Below are 17,716 nucleotides of genomic sequence, written 5' to 3' on the forward strand. Positions count from 1 at the left end.
GTCCGGCCGGAAGGCGGTCTCGCCATCGTGGGGGGACAGCGCCGTCAAGCGCTTACCAGGAATATTTCAGGCTGCCGATGATCGTGCGGCCCTGGTCGCGGTAGCAGAAGCCGGCCGAGCAGACGGCATCCTGGCGGTCGAAGAGGTTCGTCGCGTTGACCTGCAGCTTCAGGCCGGCGAAGTCCTTGTCGATGGCGGCGAAGTCGTAGTCGATCGACGCATCGACGAAGGCGCGTGCCTTGTTTTTCATGCTGTTGGCGTCGTCGCCGTAGCTTTCGCCGGTGAAGCGGACGCCCGCGCCGAAGCCGAGGCCGGCCAGCGCGCCGTCTTCCGGCATGGTGTAGTGCGCCCAGAGCGAGGCCATGTGGCGCGGCACGGAGGAGACGTCGTTGTTGACGGTGCCGGCCGGGCCGTCGATGATCTTCGCCTGGGTATAGGTGTAGGAAGCGATCAGCGACAGGCCGTTGTCGAGGCTGGTGGAGGCTTCCAGTTCCAGGCCGCGCGAACGCAGCTTGCCGCGCTGGACCTGGATGTTGGCCGGGCCGGTCGGCAGATCGACGACCTCGTAATAGAGGCCGTTGGTCTGGTCGATGTTGAACAGCGCGGCGGTCAGCAGCGTGTTGCTGTCCGGCAGCAGGTATTTTACGCCCACTTCCTGCTGTTCGCTCTCGGTCGGCTTAAAGGGGTTGCCGGTGGCCATGTTCACGCCGGCATTCGGCGAGAAGGCGGTCGAATAGCTTGCATAGGGGGTGATGCCCCATTCGGTCTCGTAGGTCACGCCGGCGCGCCAGGTGAAGGCGCGGTCGCTCTGCTTGATCGTGTCGAGCGCGCCGGAGGCGAGGTCCGTGTTGTCGGTGTCGGTCGAGACCCAGTCGTAGCGGCCGCCGAGCGTGAAGGTCAGCGCGTCGTAGCGGATCTGGTCCTGCAGGTAGAGGCCGGTGATGAACTGGTCCTGCACGCTCTTGGTCTGGAAGCCGATCGGGTCCGTCGGGCGGCCGCGCGTCGGGTCGGTGGTGTCGAGCGGCGGCGTCACGCCGTAGCCGTTCAGCGACTTCCAGTAGACCTTGGTGAAGTCGATGCCGGTCAGAAGCGTGTGTTCCAGCGCGCCGGTCTCGAACTTCGCTTCGAGCTGGTTGTCGATCGTGTAGGTGTTCATCCACTCTTCGAACGAGCCGGCACTGCTGTCGAGCAGCGTCGGGTCGGCGGCGTTCGGCTGGTAGGCGAAGGCCCAGTCGGCGTCGATGTTGAGCCAGGAGGCGCGGGCGTTCTGGCGGAAGGTGAAGACCTCGTTCAGGCGATGCTCGAACTCGTAGCCGATGCGGCCCTGGTTCTGCACGGAATCGTTGAAGGTCGGGTTGCCGGCGAAGAAGTCGCTGACCTTGCCGGTGATCGGATCGTAGTAATAGGCCGCCGTGCCGCCCGTCTTGGTGCGGGAATATTCGCCGAGGATGGTCAGCCTGGTGTCCTCGTCCGGCTTCCAGGTGAAGGCCGGTGCGATGTAGGCGCGGTCGTCGGGAACGCCGACCTGCTCGGTATCGGCGCTGCGCAGGAGGCCCGTCAGGCGATAGTAGACCGGGTCTTCCTCGTTGATCGGGCCGGAAAGGTCGAACTGGCCCTGGTAGCGGTCGTGGCTGCCATATTGCAGCTGGATCTCGCGCAGCGCCTCTTCCGTCGGGCGCTTGCTGATGAGGTTGTAGAGGCCGCCGGCGCCGGAGGCACCGTAGAGCGCGGAGGAGGGGCCGCGCAGGATCGAGACGCCTTCGAGGCCGTAGGGTTCCGTCTTGAACAGCGAGGAGCCGGCGCCCGGCTGGCGCAGGTTGTCGCGGAAGACGCCGGTATAGGTCACGTCGAAACCGCGCACGGTAAAGCTGTCGAAGCGCGGGTCGAAGCCGTAGCCGCCGACGCGGGTGCCGGGCGTATAGGCGAGCGTGTCGAGCAGGGTCTGCGGGTTGCGGTCTTCGAGCTGCTGCTGCGTGACCGAGGAGATCGACTGCGGCGTCTGGATGAAGGGCGTGTCGACCTTGGCGCCCGTCGCGCTGCTCTTGCCGACATAGCCGTCCGCCGTGATGACGCCGCCGCTGCCGCCGTTGACGACGATGTCTTCGAGCACGGTCGCGCCGCCCGCCGTCGTTGTCCCCTCGTCCTGGGCAAGGGCGAGCGAGGCGAGCGTGAGGAGGGACGTGCCGGCGAGCGCCAGGCGGAACATCGTGCGGGAGGGCTTGTGCATGCGGGAACTTTCTGACGAAGCGGATCGATAACGTGATCGTTTTTATCAGGATTTGGCCTGCTGCAACAAATTATATGACTTAAATGCTCAGGATTTGACCTGTGTTGCCCGGATGCAACACAGGCTGTGGAGGATCCGCACTCAGAAGGCGAGGCTGCCGGCCATCACTGCAAGCACAAGGAAGATCAGGAAGATGATGAGCGCGATGGCGAAGAGCACTTTGGCGATCGTCGCTGTGGCGGCCGAGACGCCGGAGAAGCCGAGAAAGCCGGCGATCAGCGAGATGACGAGGAAAATGAGTGCCCATTTCAGCATGGCGATGCCTCCGATTGTGTCGGAGTGAAGACGCGCGAGGGCTGAAAATGTTCCCGGAAGGAGCCGGCGCCCGTCCGTACCCGAAAGGGCGGGCACCCCCTCTGCCTGCCGGGCGTCTCCCCACAAGGGCCGGCAATTGCCTATGGGGCAGGACGATGCCGCAACCCCTTCTCCCCCGGGGGGAGAAGGGAGTTGCAGCGACGATTACAGTCCATCTGCGATTGCCCGGCCCTTGTGGGGGAGATGCCCGGCAGGGCAGAGGGGGTAGCCCCATGGTCAGCCGTGGCTGACCATCACATGGCGCACGGCGGTATAATCCTCCAGCGCATAGATCGACATGTCCTTGCCGTAGCCCGACTGCTTGACGCCGCCATGCGGCATCTCGGTCGTCAGCATGAAGTGGGTGTTGATCCAGGTGCAGCCGTATTGCAGGCGGGCGGCGGCTTTCATCGCCTTGCCGATGTCCTTCGTCCAGACGGAGGAGGCGAGGCCGTAGTCGCTGTCGTTGGCCCAGGCGATGGCCTGGTCCGCCTCGGAGAAGCGGGTGACGGAGACGACGGGGCCGAACACTTCGCGGCGCACGATCTCGTCGTCCTGCGTGGCGCCGGCCACCACCGTCGGCTGGAAGAAGTAGCCGTCGTCGCTGCCGGCCCGGCCGCCCGTGGTGATCTCGATATGCTTCACCTCGGCCGCGCGCTCGACGAAGCTTGCCACCCGGTCGCGCTGGCGCTTGGAGATCAGCGGGCCGATCTCGTTCAGCGTGTCGTCGGGGTCGTTGTATTTGATGGTGGAGACGGCGGCCGAGAGGTCGGCGACCAGCTTCTCGTAGATGCCGTCCTCGGCATAGATGCGGCAGGCGGCCGTGCAGTCCTGGCCGGCATTGTAGTAGCCGAAGGCGCGGATGCCCGAGACGACGGCTTCCAGATCCGCGTCGTCGAAGACGACGACCGGGGCCTTGCCGCCGAGCTCCAGATGGGTGCGCTTGACGGTCTTCGCCGCCGCGGCCAGCACCTTCTTGCCGGTCGCCACATCGCCGGTGATCGAGACCATGTTGATCTTCGGATGGTTGATCAGCGCATTGCCGACCGTCTCGCCGCGGCCGAGCACGATGTTGACCACGCCTTCCGGCAGGATGTCGGCCAAAAGCTTGGCCATCTTCAGCGCCGTCAGCGGCGTCTGCTCGGAAGGCTTGAAGACGACGGTGTTGCCGCCGGCAATCGCCGGCGCCAGTTTCCAGGCCATCATCATCAGCGGATAGTTCCACGGCGCGATCGAGCCGACGATGCCGATCGGATCGCGGCGCACCATGGAGGTGAAGCCGGGCAGGTATTCGGCGGCGACCGGCGCATGCAGCGAGCGGATCGCGCCGGCGAAGAAGCGCCAGCAGTCGACGATGGCCGGCAGCTCGTCATTGCGGGCGGCGTTGATCGGCTTGCCGCAATTGAGCGCTTCGAGGGCCGCGAAGGCATCGGCGTCCTTCTCGATCGCGTCGGCGATCTTCAGGAGATAGCCGGAGCGTTCCGCGGGCGTGGTGGTCGCCCAGGAGACGAAGGCCTTTTCGGCGGCGTCGACGGCCGCGTCGATCTGCGCATGGGAGGCCTCCGGCAGGTCGACGATCTTCGCGCCGGTCTTCGGGTTCAGGATGTGCTCCTCGGCCTCGGTGCCGGCTTCGAAGCGCGAGCCGATCAGCATCTGGGTGTCCATGGCGTGTTCTCCGTTGTTGAGGAGCGAATGGCGAATAGCGAGTAGCGAATAGTTTCGGGCCGGCGGGCCGTCATTTTCCTCTATTCGCTGTTCGCTACTCCCTATTCGCTCATGTTCATTTTCCGGCGCCGGCGACCTGGTCGCCGTCGCGGGTGAGGTAGTAGGCGCCGAGGATCGGCAGGAAGGTGACGAGCACCACGACCATGGCGACGACATTGGTCACCGGGCGCTGGCGCGGACGCACCAGCTCCTCCAGCATCCAGATCGGCAGGGTCGATTGCTGGCCGGCGGTGAAGGTGGTCACGATCACCTCGTCGAAGGACAGCGCGAAGGCGAGCATGCCGCCGGCGAGCAGGGCCGTGCCGATGTTCGGCAGGATGACATAGCGGAAGGTCTGGAAGCTGTCGGCGCCGAGGTCCATCGAGGCCTCGATCAGCGAGCCCGAGACGCGGCGGAAGCGGGCGACGGCGTTGTTGTAGACGACCACGACGCAGAAGGTGGCGTGGCCGAGCACGATCGTCCAGAAGGAGAAGGGGATCTCCGCGAACGAGAAGGCCGAGCGCAGCGCGATGCCGGTGATGATGCCGGGCAGGGCGATCGGCAGGATGACGAGCAGCGAGATCGTCTCCCGGCCGAAGAATTTCGTGCGGGAAACGGCGGCGGCGCACAGCGTGCCGAGCACGAGGGCGACGGCGGTGGAGATGGACGCGACGCGCACGGAAAGCCCCATCGCCTCCCAGACGTCCGGCCGGTTCCAGGTGACGGCGAACCATTTGAGCGTGTAGCCCGGCGGCGGGAACTGGTAGCTCTTCTCCTCCGTCGTGAAGGCGTAGAGGAAGATGAGCAGGATCGGCAGGTGCAGGAAGGCGAGGCCGAGGCCTGCGGCGATCTTGAGGCCGAGCGGGGCGGAGGTGTTTCTGTCAGAGCGCATCGAAGGCCCCCTGTCGCTTGGCCATCCAGAGATAGAGGCCCATGATGACGATCGGCACGACGGAGAAGGCGGCCGCGAGCGGGATGTTGCCGGCCGTGCCCTGCTGGGCATAGACCGCCTGGCCGATGAAAAGCCGCGACGAGCCGATGATCTGCGGGATGATGTAGTCGCCCAGCGTCAGAGAGAAGGTGAAGATCGAGCCGGCGATGATGCCGGGCAGGGCGAGCGGGAAGAGCACGTGGCGGAAGGTCTGCGCCGGGTGGCCGCCGAGATCGGCGGAGGCCTCGATCAGGTTGCCCGGCACGCGCTCCAGCGCCGCCTGGATCGGCAGGATCATGAAGGGCATCCAGACATAGATGAAGACGATGAAGGTGCCGGTATAGCTGATCGACAGCGACGAGCCGCCGACGACAGGCAGCGAAAGCCACGCATCGAGCAGCCAGGAAAGGTGGAGCTTGGCGAAGGCCCAGGTGACGATGCCCTCCTTGGCGAGGATCAGCTTCCAGGCATAGACCTTGACGAGATAGCTCGACCACAGCGGCAGCATGACGCCGAGATAGAAGACGACCTTCCATTTGCCCTTGGCATAGCGCGCCGCGTAATAGGCGATCGGAAAGGCGATGGCGGCGGAGGCGAGCGTCACGAGCGCGGCCATCAGCACGGTGCGCAGGATGATGTCGAAATTCGAGGGTATGAGCAGTTGCCGGTAGGTGGCGAGCGTGAACTCGTAGTTGATCAGCCCGGAAAAGTCGTCGATCGAGAAGAAGCTCTGCAGGAGCAGCGCGAAGAGCGAGCCGAGATAGATGACGCCGAGCCAGAGCAGCGGCGGCGTCAGCATCAAGAGCAGCAGGATCTTCGGGTTGCGCCAGAAGAAATCGGAAAGCCGCCCGGAGGTGCCTTCGCGGCGCGCGAGGATGGAGGTGTCGGCGACGATGCTCATCGGGCGCCATCCATCGGGTGCAGGTCTTCCGGCAGGAAGGACAGGGTCACCGTCTCGCCGAGCGCCGGCGGGGCGATGGAGGCCGGCGTCATGGCCGCAATGCGCGCCCCCGCGGCCTCGACCGTCACGCGGTTCGCCGCGCCCAGAAAACTGGTCGCGACAACGCGGCCGGCAAAATTCTTGCGGCCGAGGCCATCCCCGAGCGTGATCGCCTCCGGCCTCAGGCTGGCATAGCTATCGCCGAAGCCGAGGGTGCGAACGAAATCCGGCGGCAGCACGTTGGAGGAGCCGACGAAATCGGCGACGAAACGCGTTTTCGGCTTCTTGTAGACCTCTTCCGGCGTGCCGAGCTGCTGGATCCTGCCATCGCTGAACACCGCGATGCGGTCGGCCATCGACAGCGCCTCGCCCTGGTCGTGCGTGACGAAGACGAAGGTGATGCCGAGCGATTTCTGCAGCGATTTCAATTCTTCCTGCATCTGCTCGCGCAGCTTGAGGTCGAGCGCGCCGAGCGGTTCGTCGAGCAGCAGCACGCGGGGCCGGTTGACGAGCGCCCGGGCGAGCGCCACGCGCTGGCGCTGGCCGCCGGAGAGCTGGCCGGGCCGGCGCGCGCCGTAGCCGGGCAGCTTCACCATGGCGAGCGCCTCCTCGGCCGCCTTCAGCCGCTCGGCCTTGCCGACGCCCTTGACCATCAGCCCGTAGGCGACGTTTTCAAGGATCGAGAGATGCGGGAAGAGGGCATAGTCCTGGAACACCGTGTTGACGTTGCGCCGGTAGGGCGGCACGCCCTCCGCCGTCTCGCCGAAGATCTCGATATGGCCCGACGTCGGCTGCTCGAAGCCGGCCATCAGGCGCAGGCACGTCGTCTTGCCGGAACCGGACGGCCCCAGCATGGCGAAGAATTCGCCCTCGGCGATGGCGAGATCCACGCTGTCGACGGCGCGGACAGTGCCGAAATGGCGGGAGACTTGCTGGAACAGGACGGCGGTCATGGGGGACTCCCGGTGTTGTCTGGGCGAGGGGCTGGAGCGTCCGTCGCCTGAAGCTTCGTGGCGGAAAATCGGCGCGTCTCTTCAATCTGCAGCAACGGCAAAATCACCGCATATGAAAACCGCGAGCGTGCCTCATGTCCCTTCTCCCCGCCGGGGAGAAGGGGACGGGCGGCGGCGGCGTGGCTTACGCGACCGTTCGTCGTCGGCAGCTCAACGCCCGCCGATCACGCCGATATAGTCGGAGACCCAGCGGTGGTAGGGCACGCATTCCCCCTGGCTTTCGCACTTGGTCACCGGCGTGCGCCAGAAGCGGATCTTTTCGAAATTGTCGAAACCGTTGGTCGAGCATCCCTCGTCGGTCAGGAGCGCATTGCCCTTGCAGGCCGCCGGGACCGAGGGAACCGCGCCGAACCAGGCGGCGGCATCGCCCTGCACCTTGGCGGAAAGCGAATGTTCCATCCACATATAGGCGCAGTTCGGATGCTGGCTTTCGGCATGCAGCATGGTCGTGTCCGACCAGCCCGTCACGCCCTCTTCCGGGAAGGTCGAGGCGATCGGCTGCTTTTCCGCCTGCATCAGGTTCACCTGGAACGGCCAGGAGCCGGAGGCGACGACGCCCTCGTTCTTGAAGTCGTCGATCTGGATCATCGCGTCGTGCCAGTAGCGGCCGACCAGCGTGCGCTGGACGCGCAAGAGGTCGAGCGCGGCCTTGTACTGGTCCTCGTTGAGTTCGTAGGGGTCCTTGATGCCGAGGTCCGGGCTGTGCGCCATCAGGTAGGTCGCCGCGTCCGCGATGTGGATCGGGCCGTCATAGGCCTGCACGCGGCCTTTGTTCGACTTGCCGTCCGGCAGCGTCATCTCCTCGAAGACGACCTTCCAGCTCGTCGGCGCCGCGTCCTTGAAGGCCTCGGTGTTGTACATCAGCACGTTCGGCCCCCACAGATAGGGCGTTCCGTAGTGCACGCCGTTCACCGTGTGCCAGGGCGCGTTCTGCAGGCGCTCGTCGACGGTCTTCCAGCTCGGGATGAGGTCGGTGTTGATCGGCTGCACGCGCTTGCCCGCGACGAGGCGGAGCGAGGCGTCGCCCGAGGCGGTGACGAGGTCGAAGCCGCCCTCGTTCATCAGCGCCACCATTTCATCCGAGGTGGCGGCGGTCTTCACCGTCACCTTGCAGCTCGTGTTCTTCTCGAATTCGCTGACCCAGTCGTAGTTCTTGTCCGTCTCGCCGCGCTCGATATAGCCGGCCCAGGCGACGATGGAGACTTCGCCCTCGCCTGGCCCAAGCTCCTTCAGCGGCTCCTGGGCGATGGCGGCGGTGGCGAAGGCGAGCGAAAGGGTAAGCGCGGTGCAGGAATGCAGAAGTCGCTTCATGACAGTCTCCCGGTTTGGTCCGCTTGTCTGCGGTATTGTTCCCGGACGAGAAGGTGCCGCGCTTTCGCCGCTTTCGCAAATTCATTAATCAGAATGTCGGTATCGGAAATTCCGAAAGCGGCGGAGGTGTGCCGTGTCTTGTGGATCCTCGGGTCAAGCCCGAGGATGACGACAGAAGAGAGGGCGTCAGACAAAGAGAGGGGCCCGCGTGCCGCACCGGCCAAGAGGCTGGCAACCTCTCCTCCTCTCCGTCATCCTCGGGCTTGACCCGAGGACCCACGCCCCACGGCACGCCCTCGCCGCTAAAAAACACGCCCCGCCGTTTTGCCCCGATCACGTCGCCGGGCGTGCCTGTGTGGCACACAACATGGCGGCTCGTGCGGCGCAGTGGAAGACGGTGCCGACCGGCAGTCATGGCTGCGGCACCGTGAATCCTGAGGGCGTGCATGACCTTTCTTCGGAAGGGCGCGCCACCGTTCCCACGCACCCCGCCATTGCAGAGAGGCCGAAGTCGCGGGCAAAAACCGCCGAACGGGGCGCTGGACGGTGCCACATACAAACATTCAGTCGAGGCAGCCTCCAGCGCCCCGTCCGAATGCTCCCGCAAAACCCCGGCGCGCTGGCGTGTGGGGATGAAGCTGCAGGAAGAGGTTCGACGCCGCCGCTACCGCCCCCGACCGCTTCGCAGCGCCTCCGCCAGCCCGACGAAATCCCGTGCCGCCTGCGGCAGGCTGGAGCCCTTGCGCCAGACCATGCCGACCTGCACGACGGGAAGCGCCCCCGACACGTCGCGGCTTTCGATGCGATCGCCTTCCAGCGACCAGGGGCGATAGACGAGGTCGGGCAGCAGCGCGATGCCGGCCCCGGTGGCGACGAGGCTGCGCACCGCCTCCACCGAGCGGGTGCGGAAGGCGACATGCGGGCGGGCGCCGAGCGCGGTCAGCAGCTTGCCGGTGTTCTCCTCGATTTCGTCGACCGTCAGCATGATCAGCGGCTCCTTGGCGATGTCGCTGACGGAAATGATGTCGGCCGAGACGAGCGGATGGCCGATCGGCAGCCAGAGGCGGTAGGGCGAGGTTTCGAGGATCTCCGCCTGCAGCGCCATACGGTCGCGCAGGTTCGAGATGACCATGACGGCGACGTCCAGCTCGCCGCCGACCAGGAGATGCTCCAGATAGGAGCCGTTGTCTTCGATGGCGCTCACCTCGATGCCGGGAAAGGCGCGACGATAGCGCGAGAGCAGGTCCGACAGCACGTAGCCGGCGACGAGGGAGGTGACGCCGAGATTGAGCTGGCCCTTTTCCGCCGTGCGGTTGTCGGAGAAGGAGCGACGGGCATCCGAGACGTTTGCCAGGATCTTCGTGGCGTGGCGCAGGAACTGGTGGCCGTTGTGCGTCGTCGTGAGGCCGCGCGGATGGCGCTCGAAGAGCTCGACGCCGAGGTCGGATTCGAGCTCCTTGATCGCCTCGGTGATCGAGGATTGCGAGATCGAGAGGTTTTGCGCCGCGCGCGTCACGGAACCCTGCTCCGCGACGGCGACGAAATATTGCAATTGCCGGAAGGTGAACGCCATGGCGGCAGTTAATATGCCCGGCGCGGGCGAGGCAAGCGCCGAAAATTCCTTGGGAAAGCCGCGGACGGGACAGGCGCGCGGGGTGTGCGCTGCTATGATCCCCGCCATTTCCAGCCGGGGCAGCGTCGCTCCGGCACCTGACAATGCGACAGGATACGTCCTGATGCCAGTTCCGTCACGCCGGAACGGCGCCGGCAACGAGGAGCCGCCATGACCGAACGCCCCATGCCGACCGAGGAGGGCATCCTGGCCTTCCACAAGCGCTGCGAGGATTTTTATCCCGCCGATGCCGTCGACGCGGATATCGGGCGGCAGCGCGGCTGGTACGATGCGCTCTGCGCCGCCTTCGACGCGCCGCCGCCGGCGGGCATGATCAAGCAGGACGGCGTCATCGCGGGACGCATCCCGGTGCGCCGTTATCGCCCGGCGGCGGTGACGAGCGCGACGCGGCTTTTCTACATCCACGGCGGCGGCTTCGTCGTCGGCTCGCTCGACAGCCATGATGCGATCTGTGCCGAGCTTTCCGAGGCCGCGGGCGCCGAACTCGTGTCCGTCGATTACCGCCTGTCGCCGGAGCATGTCTGGCCCGCCGCTTTCGACGATTGCTGGGCCGTGCTGATCGAGCTTCTCCTGGAAAGCCATCCGGTCGTGGTGGTCGGCGACAGCGCGGGCGGCAACCTTGCGGCCGGCATCGTGCTGAAGGCGCGCGACGAGGGGCTGACGGGCATTGCCGGGCAGGCGCTGGTCTATCCGGGCCTTGGCGGCGACCTTGCCTCCGGCTCCTACCTGGAGATGGCCGAGGCGCCGGGTCTTTCGACCGCCGACGTCGCCTATTACCGGGAGGTCTACAAGGCGCCGGAGGAGGCCGTGCATGCCTTCCCGCTGCGGGCGGAAAACCTTGCCGGCCTGCCGCCCGCCTTCATCACCGGCGCTCATTTCGATCCGCTGCGCGACGATGCGCGGGCCTATGCGGCGCGGCTGGCGCTTGCCGGTGTTGCGGTGGAGTTTCGCGAGGAGAGGCAGATGATCCACGCCTGGCTGCGCGCGCGTTTCATGAGCGCGGGCGCGAAGGCCGGTTTTGCGGCGCTGTGCGATGCCGTGCGCCGGATGGCCCATCCATGAGCGGGATCACCGATCTCGACGAATTGCTGGCGACGATGGAGCCGGCGCTGGCGGACGGGGCTTTCGTCTATGCCTGCGTGCCGGCCGGCGATCTGGAAGGCCATCTTTCTCGCGGGCCGGTCGGTCTCTTCCGCGAGGCGGAGGGCGTGACGCTGATCCTGCCGGCCGAGGCGGCGGAAGGGCTGGCGGCAAGCCCGCCGATGCGGATGATCACGCTCACCGTGCACTCCTCGCTGGAGGCAGTGGGGCTGACGGCGGCCTTCGCCACGGCGCTGACGACGGAAGGCATCAGCGCCAACGTGGTTGCCGGCTACCATCATGACCATATATTCGTGCCGGAGCGGGATGGCGAACGGGCATTGGAAACGTTGCGTGTGCTGTCGCGTGCGGCGCGTGAAAAGGGAGACAGGTGATGAGATCTTTGCCGTTTGCGGGTGCCGTTCTGGGCTTCGCTCTCGGGGCGGCGGGGCCGTCCGTTTCCGTCGCTGAGGATGCGCCCCAGCCCATTCCATCCTGCGCCATGTCCGGTTCGAAGAGCGTCTTCATCGGCGGTGCGCCGGCGCTGCGCCTCTCCGACGTGGTGAACTGCCCGCCGGAACTCTACGAAATCGTGCCGAGCATCATGATCGAGGGCCAGCCCATGGTGAAATTCCGCACGGGCGTCGGCGAGAAGGGCAATTGCACGGCGCGTGGCGAGGAGACGGTGATGGCCGAAGGCGAATCGGCCAGCCGGCTCGGCGATGTGACCTGCACGCAGAATTGAATGTTCGGAGGATTTGTCCCTCGCCCTAGCCCTCTCCCCGCAAGCGGGGAGAGGGGACTTGCCCTGCTAACGGGTATTGGTTGGGGAAACCGGTGCGGCATATTCCCTTCGCCCCGTTTACGGGGAGAAGGTGGCCGGCAGGCCGGATGAGGGGCGGCCCGGGGAATTGCCGTACCTGCACGCAGAATTGAATGTTCGGAGGATTTGTCCCTCACATAACCCTCTTCCCGCAAGCGGGAGAGGGGACTTGCCCTGCTAACGGGTATTGGTTGGGGAAACCGGTGCGGCATATCCCCTTCACCCCGTTTACGGGGAGAAGGTGGCCGGCAGGCCGGATGAGGGGCGGCCCGGGGAATTGCCGTAAAAGGAAACGGGCGGCCGAAGCCGCCCGTTTTTGTCAGTTGCCGGCGCTTTCCATGCGCCGTGTCGTCAGCACCTTCTCCAGCCAGCCGATCTCCATTTCGGGAACGGATTTCAGCAGGAGGTCGGTGTAATCGTCGAAGGGCGGCGAGAGCACCTTCGATTTCGGGCCGAAACGCACGAGCTTTCCCCGATGCATCACGGCCACCGAATCGGCAATCGCGCGGACGATGGCGATGTCGTGGGTGATGAACATGTAGGAGACATGGGTCTCGTCCTGGAGTTTCAGGAGAAGTTTCAGGATGCCTTCGGCCACCAGCGGGTCGAGGGCGGAAGTCGGTTCGTCGCAGAGGATGAGCTCGGGCTGGGCCGCCAGCGCCCGTGCGATGGCGACGCGCTGCTTCTGGCCGCCGGAGAGTTCCGCCGGATAGCGGTCGGCGAAGCGGCCGCCCATCTCGATCTGCTCCAGCAGTTCCTTCACCCGCTCCGTTTTTTGCTGGCCGCGCATGCCATAGTAGAAGGTGAGCGGACGGCCGACGATGTCGCGCACCGTCTGGCGCGGGTTCATCGCGGTGTCGGCCATCTGGTAGATCATCTGGATGCGGCGCAGTTCGTCGTTCGACCGGCCCTTCAGCGCCCGCGGCAAGGGTTTGCCGTCGAAGCTGATCGTGCCCTCCTGCGGCGGCAAGAGGCCGGTGATGACGCGGGCGAGGGTGGACTTGCCGGAGCCCGATTCGCCCACCACCGCCAGCGTCTGGCCCTTCGGCAGGTGCAGCGAGACGTTCTGCAGCACCTTGAAGCCGTTGGAATAGCCGGCGGTGATGTTGTCGACCTTGAGGAGCGTATCCGACTGGTCGGGCGCCTCGTCCCGCTTGGTGCCGCGCACGTTGACCAGCGCGCGGGTATAATCCTGCGTCGGGGCTTCGATGATCTGTTTCACCGAGCCGTATTCCACCATCTTGCCGTGGCGGAGCACGAGGATATCGTCCGTGATCTGCGCCACGACGGCGAGGTCGTGGGTGATGTAGAGCGCGGCCGTATGCGTCTCCTCGATGGCGTGCTTGATGGCGGCGAGCACGTCGATCTGGGTCGTCACGTCGAGCGCGGTGGTCGGCTCGTCGAAGACGATGAGTTCCGGATTGGGGCAGAGCGCCATGGCGGTCATGGCGCGCTGGAGCTGGCCGCCCGAGACCTGGTGCGGGTAGCGCTGGCCGAAGGTTTCGGGATTGGGCAGGCCGAGCACCTTGAAGAGGTAGAGCGCGCGCTTTTCCGCGTCCGCCCGGCTCATGATACCGTGTTTCAGCGAGGCCTCGATCACCTGTTCGCCGAGCCGGTGGGCGGGGTTGAAAGCCGCTGCCGCCGACTGGGCGACGTAGCAGACCTTGCAGCCGCGCACCTTGCGGATGCCGGCCGGCGAGAGCTTTAGAATATCCTCGCCGTTGAGTTTTACCTCGCCGCCGGTGATGCGCACCCCGCCGCGGCCATAGGCGAGCGCGGTGAGGCCGATGGTCGATTTTCCCGCGCCCGATTCGCCGATGAGGCCGAGCACCTTGCCCTTCTCGACGTCGAAGGAGACGCCTTCGACGAGCGTCACCGTCCGGGGCGGCTCGCCCGGCGGGTAGCTGGTCGCCTCAATCTTGAGGTTCTTGACGGAAAGAAGATCAGGCATCGCCGCGGCCCCCCTTGAGGCTGGAAGTCCGTTTCATCAGCCAGTCGACGACGAGGTTGACGCAGATGGCGAGCCCCGCGATCGCGCCGCCCGGAATGAGGGCGGCCGAAATGCCGAAGATGATGCCGTCCTTGTTGTCCTTCACCATGCCGCCCCAGTCCGCCGCCGGCGGCTGGATGCCGAGGCCGAGGAAGGAGAGGGTGGAGAGGAACAGGATCGAGAAGGCGAAGCGCAGGCCGAATTCGGCGAGCAGCGGCGAGAGCGTGTTGGGCAGGATCTCCCGGAAGATGATCCAGCCCGTGCCTTCGCCGCGCAGCCTTGCCGCCTCCACGAATTCCATGACGGCCACATCGAGCGCGACGGCGCGGCCGATGCGGTAGACGCGGGTACTGTCAAGGACCGCCATGACGAGGATGAGGATCCAGAGCTGCTGCGGCAGCACGGCGAGCACGACGAGGGCGAAGATCAGCGTCGGGATCGCCATCATCAGGTCGTTGAAGCGCGAGAAGGCCTGGTCGATGAACCCGCCCGTCACCGCCGCCGTGAAGGAGAGCAGCATGCCGAGCGAGAAGGACAGCACGGTGGCCGCCAGCGCCACGAAGATCGTGGTGCGCGCGCCGAAGATCAGCCGCGAGAAGAGGTCGCGGCCGAGATTGTCGGTGCCGAGCAGATGGTCGCCGCCCATCGGCTGCCAGACGGAGCCGACGATCTGGCTTTCGCCATAGGGGGCGATGAGCGGGGCGAAGACGGCGCAGAAGATCGCGAGCGCGATGCCAAGGATGCCGACCCAGGCGCTGATGGGGATGGTGGAAAGTCTCATCGCGGGTGCCTCAATCTGGGGTTCGCGACGATCGCGAGGATGTCGGCGAACATGTTGAGGAAGATGTAGAAGGCGGCGAAGATCAGGCCGCAGGCCTGCACGACGGGCATGTCACGCACCGTCACGGCGTCGACCATGTACTGGCCCATGCCGGGATAGACGAACACCACCTCCACGACGACGACGCCGACCACGAGATAGGCGAGGTTGAGCGCGATGACGTTGATGACCGGGGCGACGGCGTTCGGCGCCGCATGCTTGGCGATGATGCGCAGGCTGGAGAGGCCCTTGAGTTCCGCCGTTTCCACATAGGCCGAGGACATGACGTTGAGGATCGCCGCCCGCGTCATGCGCATCATGTGGGCGAGCACGACGAGGACGAGGGTGGCGGTCGGCAGGGCGATGGCCGAGAGGCGCTGGCCGATGGTCATCGAGTCATAGACCGTCGCCGGGAAGGTCGCGATGCCCAATTGCACGGCGAAGAACAGGATCAGGAGATAGCCGACGAAGAATTCCGGCAGCGAGATCGCCGCCAGCGAGATGACGTTGATGATCTTGTCGGGCAGGCGGTTCCTGTATTGCACCGCGAGCATGCCGAGGCCGACCGCCAGCGGCACCGAGATGATCGCCGCGAAGAAGGCGAGGAACAGCGAATTGCCGAGGCGCTTGCCGATCTGTTCGCTGACCGAGTTCTTCGACGCCCAGGAATTGCCGAAGTCGCCCTGGATCGCGCCGCCGAGCCACTTGAAGTAACGCGTGGTGGCGGGCTGGTCGAGACCGAGGTCCTTGCGGATGTTCTCCACCGCCTGCGGCGTTGCGGACTGGCCGAGATAGGTCGTGGCGAAATCGCCCGGCAGGGCTTCCACGCCCCCGAAGATCATCAGGGACACGGCGAAGAGCAAGGCCACGCTGAGCGCGAGGCGTTGCAGGATGAGCGCAACCAGGGGGCTGCTCTTGCTGAATTTCGCCCAGAACGAAGGCGTGCCCTCGATCACGGGGGTTCCAGTGGACGCAACCGACCCGGCGGCGCCGGCAGACTGCGGGACTTCACCCGCAGCCGCCTTTGCCGTCAGCTCCGGACCGTGCGCCGGTCCGCCGCCGGTCATCAGGCGTCGAGCCACACGCGGGTTGCGACATAGCCGTTCGACATGTCGTTGCCGATGTCGTGGACATAGCCCTTCACGTTCTTGCCGCAGGCGTTCACGAAGTCGTTGAACATCGGCAGGATCAGGCCGCCCTCGTCACGCACCATCATGGCCATGGTGCGGTACATGTCCTTGCGCTTGGCCTCGTCGAGTTCCGAACGGGCTTCGAGCAGCAGCTTGTCGAAATCCTCGCGCAGGAAGCGGGTGTCGTTCCAGTCCGCGGTCGAGAGATAGGCGGTGGAATACATCTGGTCCTGCGTCGGGCGACCGCCCCAGTAGGAGGTCGAGAAGGGCTGCACGTTCCAGACGTTCGACCAGTAGCCGTCGCCCGGCTCGCGCTTCACCTCGATGTCGATGCCGGCCTTCTTGGCGCTTTCCTGGTAGAGCACCGCCGCATCGACCGCGCCGGGGAAGGCGACGTCCGAGGTGCGCAGCAGCACCGAGCCGCTGTGGCCCGACTGCTTGTAGTGGAAGGCGGCCTTGTCCGGATCGTAGGTGCGCTGCTCGATGTCTTCCGGGAAGAGGGCATAGGTCTCGTTGATCGGGAAGTCGTTGCCGACCTTGCCGTAGCCGCCGAGGACCTTTTCCAGCATGGTCTCGCGGTCCATCGCATATTTCAGCGCCAGGCGCAGGTCGTTGTTGTCGAACGGCGCCGTGTTGCAATGCATGATGAAGACGTAGTGGCCGCGGCCGGAGGTGGAGAGGATCTCGACCGTCGGCGCGCGCTTCAGGAGGTCGACCGTCTTCGGGTCGACGCGGTTGATGTAGTGCACCTGGCCGGAGGAGAGCGCGGCGATGCGGGCCGTCGCGTCGTTCATCGCGATCATCTCGATCGAATCGACGAAGCCGCGGTCCTGGCGCCAGTCGTCCGTGTTGCGCTCGAAGGTGGCGCGCACGCCGGCCTCGAAGCTGGTGACCTTGTAGGGGCCGGTGCCGATCATGGCGTTCGGATCGTCGAGGCCGCCATTCGGCTGGATGACGAGGTGGTAGTCGGTCAGGAGCAGCGGCAGGTCGGCATTGCCTTCGCTCAGCACGAGGACCAGCTTGTCGCCGTCGGCCTTGATCTCCTTGATCGACTTCATGACGCCGAGGGCGCCGGATTCCGACTTCTCGTCGGTGTGGCGCTGCAGGGTCTTGATGACATCGTCGACGGTCAGTTCCTTGCCGTCGTGGAATTTCACGCCCTTGCGGATCGTGAAGGTCCAGGTGGCGGCGTCGGCGGACGGTTCCCACGATTCGGCGAGCGCCGGCACGGGCTGGCCGGTCAGCGGTTCGGATTCGACGAGCATGTCGCCCCAGTTGCGGCCGACGACGAACATGAACTGCGAGAGCGCCTTGGCCGGATCCTTCGAATCGGTCGCGGCCGCGCCTTCGAGGCCGAGCTTCAGATGGCCGCCGCGCTTGGGCTCCTGGGCCTTGGCGGCGGTGTCGAACATCGTGCCGGCGGCGGCGAGCGTGATGCCGAAGGCGGCGGCGCGGCCCATGAACTCGCGGCGGTTCATCTTGCCGAGCGTGACCTGGCTGGTGAGGTATCTGGTGTAATCAGTCATTCCCCTGTTCCCTTTTGCTGGCCCATTAAGTGGGCATTTGTCGTTATGATTGGCAGAATTTCTGTTTTTCGCCTCTAAGGCAACCTTACAGCCGGCGATTTTTGCCGGCGGCAGTGCATTCCCGTCTTCCGAAAGCCTCCTCCCTGCGCCGCGATGCGGCTCGTTTTCCCATAAATTAGCCACGCACAAGCTATATGTAACGCCCTAAATTATCTATTTCTGCCACAAGCGGAG

General features: G+C 65.5%; 15 protein-coding genes. 3 read left to right on the forward strand and 12 right to left on the reverse strand.

Features of this window, described 5'->3' with window-relative positions:
• Positions 1-52 precede the first annotated feature (52 nt).
• The 8 genes from EV665_RS01355 to EV665_RS01390 form a co-directional block, all read right to left on the reverse strand.
• Positions 53-2,227 (reverse strand): TonB-dependent siderophore receptor, encoded by a 2,175-nt coding sequence (locus tag EV665_RS01355; RefSeq protein ID WP_133032810.1) that lies wholly within the window; start codon positions 2,225-2,227, stop codon positions 53-55.
• Positions 2,228-2,368: 141 nt separating this feature from the next.
• Positions 2,369-2,542 carry a DUF1328 domain-containing protein gene (locus EV665_RS01360; protein WP_064496055.1) on the reverse strand — a complete coding sequence of 58 codons (174 nt, stop codon included), beginning with the start codon at positions 2,540-2,542 and terminating at the stop codon, positions 2,369-2,371.
• Positions 2,543-2,818: 276 nt separating this feature from the next.
• Complete coding sequence (locus EV665_RS01365; RefSeq protein WP_133032811.1) at positions 2,819-4,246, reverse strand: gamma-aminobutyraldehyde dehydrogenase; 1,428 nt, start codon at positions 4,244-4,246, stop codon at positions 2,819-2,821.
• Between the two features lie 115 nt (positions 4,247-4,361).
• Positions 4,362-5,177 carry an ABC transporter permease gene (locus EV665_RS01370; RefSeq protein ID WP_064330641.1) on the reverse strand — a complete coding sequence of 272 codons (816 nt, stop codon included), beginning with the start codon at positions 5,175-5,177 and terminating at the stop codon, positions 4,362-4,364.
• The gene (locus EV665_RS01375; protein ID WP_064330640.1) at positions 5,167-6,117 is read right to left on the reverse strand and encodes an ABC transporter permease; all 951 of its coding nucleotides are present in this window, start codon (positions 6,115-6,117) and stop codon (positions 5,167-5,169) included. Before EV665_RS01375 ends, EV665_RS01370 begins: the two co-directional genes overlap by 11 nt.
• Positions 6,114-7,109 (reverse strand): ABC transporter ATP-binding protein, encoded by a 996-nt coding sequence (locus EV665_RS01380; protein ID WP_064330639.1) that lies wholly within the window; start codon positions 7,107-7,109, stop codon positions 6,114-6,116. Before EV665_RS01380 ends, EV665_RS01375 begins: the two co-directional genes overlap by 4 nt.
• A 210-nt stretch (positions 7,110-7,319) precedes the next feature.
• Positions 7,320-8,480 (reverse strand): ABC transporter substrate-binding protein, encoded by a 1,161-nt coding sequence (locus tag EV665_RS01385; protein WP_133032812.1) that lies wholly within the window; start codon positions 8,478-8,480, stop codon positions 7,320-7,322.
• Positions 8,481-9,144: 664 nt separating this feature from the next.
• Positions 9,145-10,053 (reverse strand): LysR family transcriptional regulator, encoded by a 909-nt coding sequence (locus EV665_RS01390; protein WP_133032813.1) that lies wholly within the window; start codon positions 10,051-10,053, stop codon positions 9,145-9,147.
• A 210-nt stretch (positions 10,054-10,263) separates the two neighbouring features.
• Between EV665_RS01390 and EV665_RS01395 the strand changes: the two genes are divergently transcribed.
• The 3 genes from EV665_RS01395 to EV665_RS01405 are packed head-to-tail and all read left to right on the forward strand — an operon-like array spanning position 10,264 to position 11,938.
• Positions 10,264-11,175, forward strand: a complete 912-nt coding sequence (locus tag EV665_RS01395) for an alpha/beta hydrolase (protein ID WP_064330635.1) — start codon at positions 10,264-10,266, stop codon at positions 11,173-11,175.
• The gene (locus EV665_RS01400) at positions 11,172-11,588 is read left to right on the forward strand and encodes an ACT domain-containing protein (RefSeq protein ID WP_133032814.1); all 417 of its coding nucleotides are present in this window, start codon (positions 11,172-11,174) and stop codon (positions 11,586-11,588) included. The genes EV665_RS01395 and EV665_RS01400 overlap by 4 nt, the downstream gene beginning before the upstream one ends.
• A complete protein-coding gene (locus EV665_RS01405) occupies positions 11,588-11,938 on the forward strand; it encodes a PAAR domain-containing protein (RefSeq protein ID WP_133032815.1) in 351 nt (116 codons plus the stop codon). Before EV665_RS01400 ends, EV665_RS01405 begins: the two co-directional genes overlap by 1 nt.
• Positions 11,939-12,335: 397 nt before the next feature.
• Here the strand turns inward: EV665_RS01405 and EV665_RS01410 are convergent, their stop codons facing one another.
• From EV665_RS01410 to EV665_RS01425, 4 genes are read right to left on the reverse strand one after another with little or no spacing between them, the layout of a single operon-like run.
• Positions 12,336-13,967: an ABC transporter ATP-binding protein gene (locus tag EV665_RS01410; protein ID WP_133032816.1), complete on the reverse strand. Its 1,632-nt coding sequence runs from the start codon at positions 13,965-13,967 to the stop codon at positions 12,336-12,338.
• A complete protein-coding gene (locus tag EV665_RS01415; RefSeq protein ID WP_133032817.1) occupies positions 13,960-14,787 on the reverse strand; it encodes an ABC transporter permease in 828 nt (275 codons plus the stop codon). The genes EV665_RS01410 and EV665_RS01415 overlap by 8 nt, the downstream gene beginning before the upstream one ends.
• A complete protein-coding gene (locus tag EV665_RS01420) occupies positions 14,784-15,893 on the reverse strand; it encodes an ABC transporter permease (RefSeq protein ID WP_064330632.1) in 1,110 nt (369 codons plus the stop codon). The genes EV665_RS01415 and EV665_RS01420 overlap by 4 nt, the downstream gene beginning before the upstream one ends.
• Entirely contained in the window at positions 15,893-17,482 is a 1,590-nt protein-coding gene (locus EV665_RS01425; RefSeq protein ID WP_133032819.1) for an ABC transporter substrate-binding protein, read from the reverse strand. Before EV665_RS01425 ends, EV665_RS01420 begins: the two co-directional genes overlap by 1 nt.
• Positions 17,483-17,716: the final 234 nt, after the last annotated feature.

The organism is Shinella granuli (assembly GCF_004341885.1).
In the GTDB taxonomy this organism is placed as follows: domain Bacteria; phylum Pseudomonadota; class Alphaproteobacteria; order Rhizobiales; family Rhizobiaceae; genus Shinella; species Shinella granuli.

Excerpts from the sequence above, each read along its gene's own strand:
- EV665_RS01355 (WP_133032810.1), bottom strand. The coding sequence starts at position 2,227 with ATGCACAAGCCCTCCCGCACGATGTTCCGCCTGGCGCTCGCCGGCACG.
- EV665_RS01390 (WP_133032813.1), bottom strand. The coding sequence starts at position 10,053 with ATGGCGTTCACCTTCCGGCAATTGCAATATTTCGTCGCCGTCGCGGAG.
- EV665_RS01395 (WP_064330635.1), top strand. The coding sequence starts at position 10,264 with ATGACCGAACGCCCCATGCCGACCGAGGAGGGCATCCTGGCCTTCCAC.
- EV665_RS01360 (WP_064496055.1), bottom strand. The coding sequence starts at position 2,542 with ATGCTGAAATGGGCACTCATTTTCCTCGTCATCTCGCTGATCGCCGGC.
- EV665_RS01420 (WP_064330632.1), bottom strand. The coding sequence starts at position 15,893 with ATGACCGGCGGCGGACCGGCGCACGGTCCGGAGCTGACGGCAAAGGCG.
- EV665_RS01410 (WP_133032816.1), bottom strand. The coding sequence starts at position 13,967 with ATGCCTGATCTTCTTTCCGTCAAGAACCTCAAGATTGAGGCGACCAGC.
- EV665_RS01425 (WP_133032819.1), bottom strand. The coding sequence starts at position 17,482 with ATGACTGATTACACCAGATACCTCACCAGCCAGGTCACGCTCGGCAAG.
- EV665_RS01400 (WP_133032814.1), top strand. The coding sequence starts at position 11,172 with ATGAGCGGGATCACCGATCTCGACGAATTGCTGGCGACGATGGAGCCG.
- EV665_RS01370 (WP_064330641.1), bottom strand. The coding sequence starts at position 5,177 with ATGCGCTCTGACAGAAACACCTCCGCCCCGCTCGGCCTCAAGATCGCC.
- EV665_RS01375 (WP_064330640.1), bottom strand. The coding sequence starts at position 6,117 with ATGAGCATCGTCGCCGACACCTCCATCCTCGCGCGCCGCGAAGGCACC.
- EV665_RS01365 (WP_133032811.1), bottom strand. The coding sequence starts at position 4,246 with ATGGACACCCAGATGCTGATCGGCTCGCGCTTCGAAGCCGGCACCGAG.
- EV665_RS01415 (WP_133032817.1), bottom strand. The coding sequence starts at position 14,787 with ATGAGACTTTCCACCATCCCCATCAGCGCCTGGGTCGGCATCCTTGGC.
- EV665_RS01380 (WP_064330639.1), bottom strand. The coding sequence starts at position 7,109 with ATGACCGCCGTCCTGTTCCAGCAAGTCTCCCGCCATTTCGGCACTGTC.
- EV665_RS01385 (WP_133032812.1), bottom strand. The coding sequence starts at position 8,480 with ATGAAGCGACTTCTGCATTCCTGCACCGCGCTTACCCTTTCGCTCGCC.
- EV665_RS01405 (WP_133032815.1), top strand. The coding sequence starts at position 11,588 with ATGAGATCTTTGCCGTTTGCGGGTGCCGTTCTGGGCTTCGCTCTCGGG.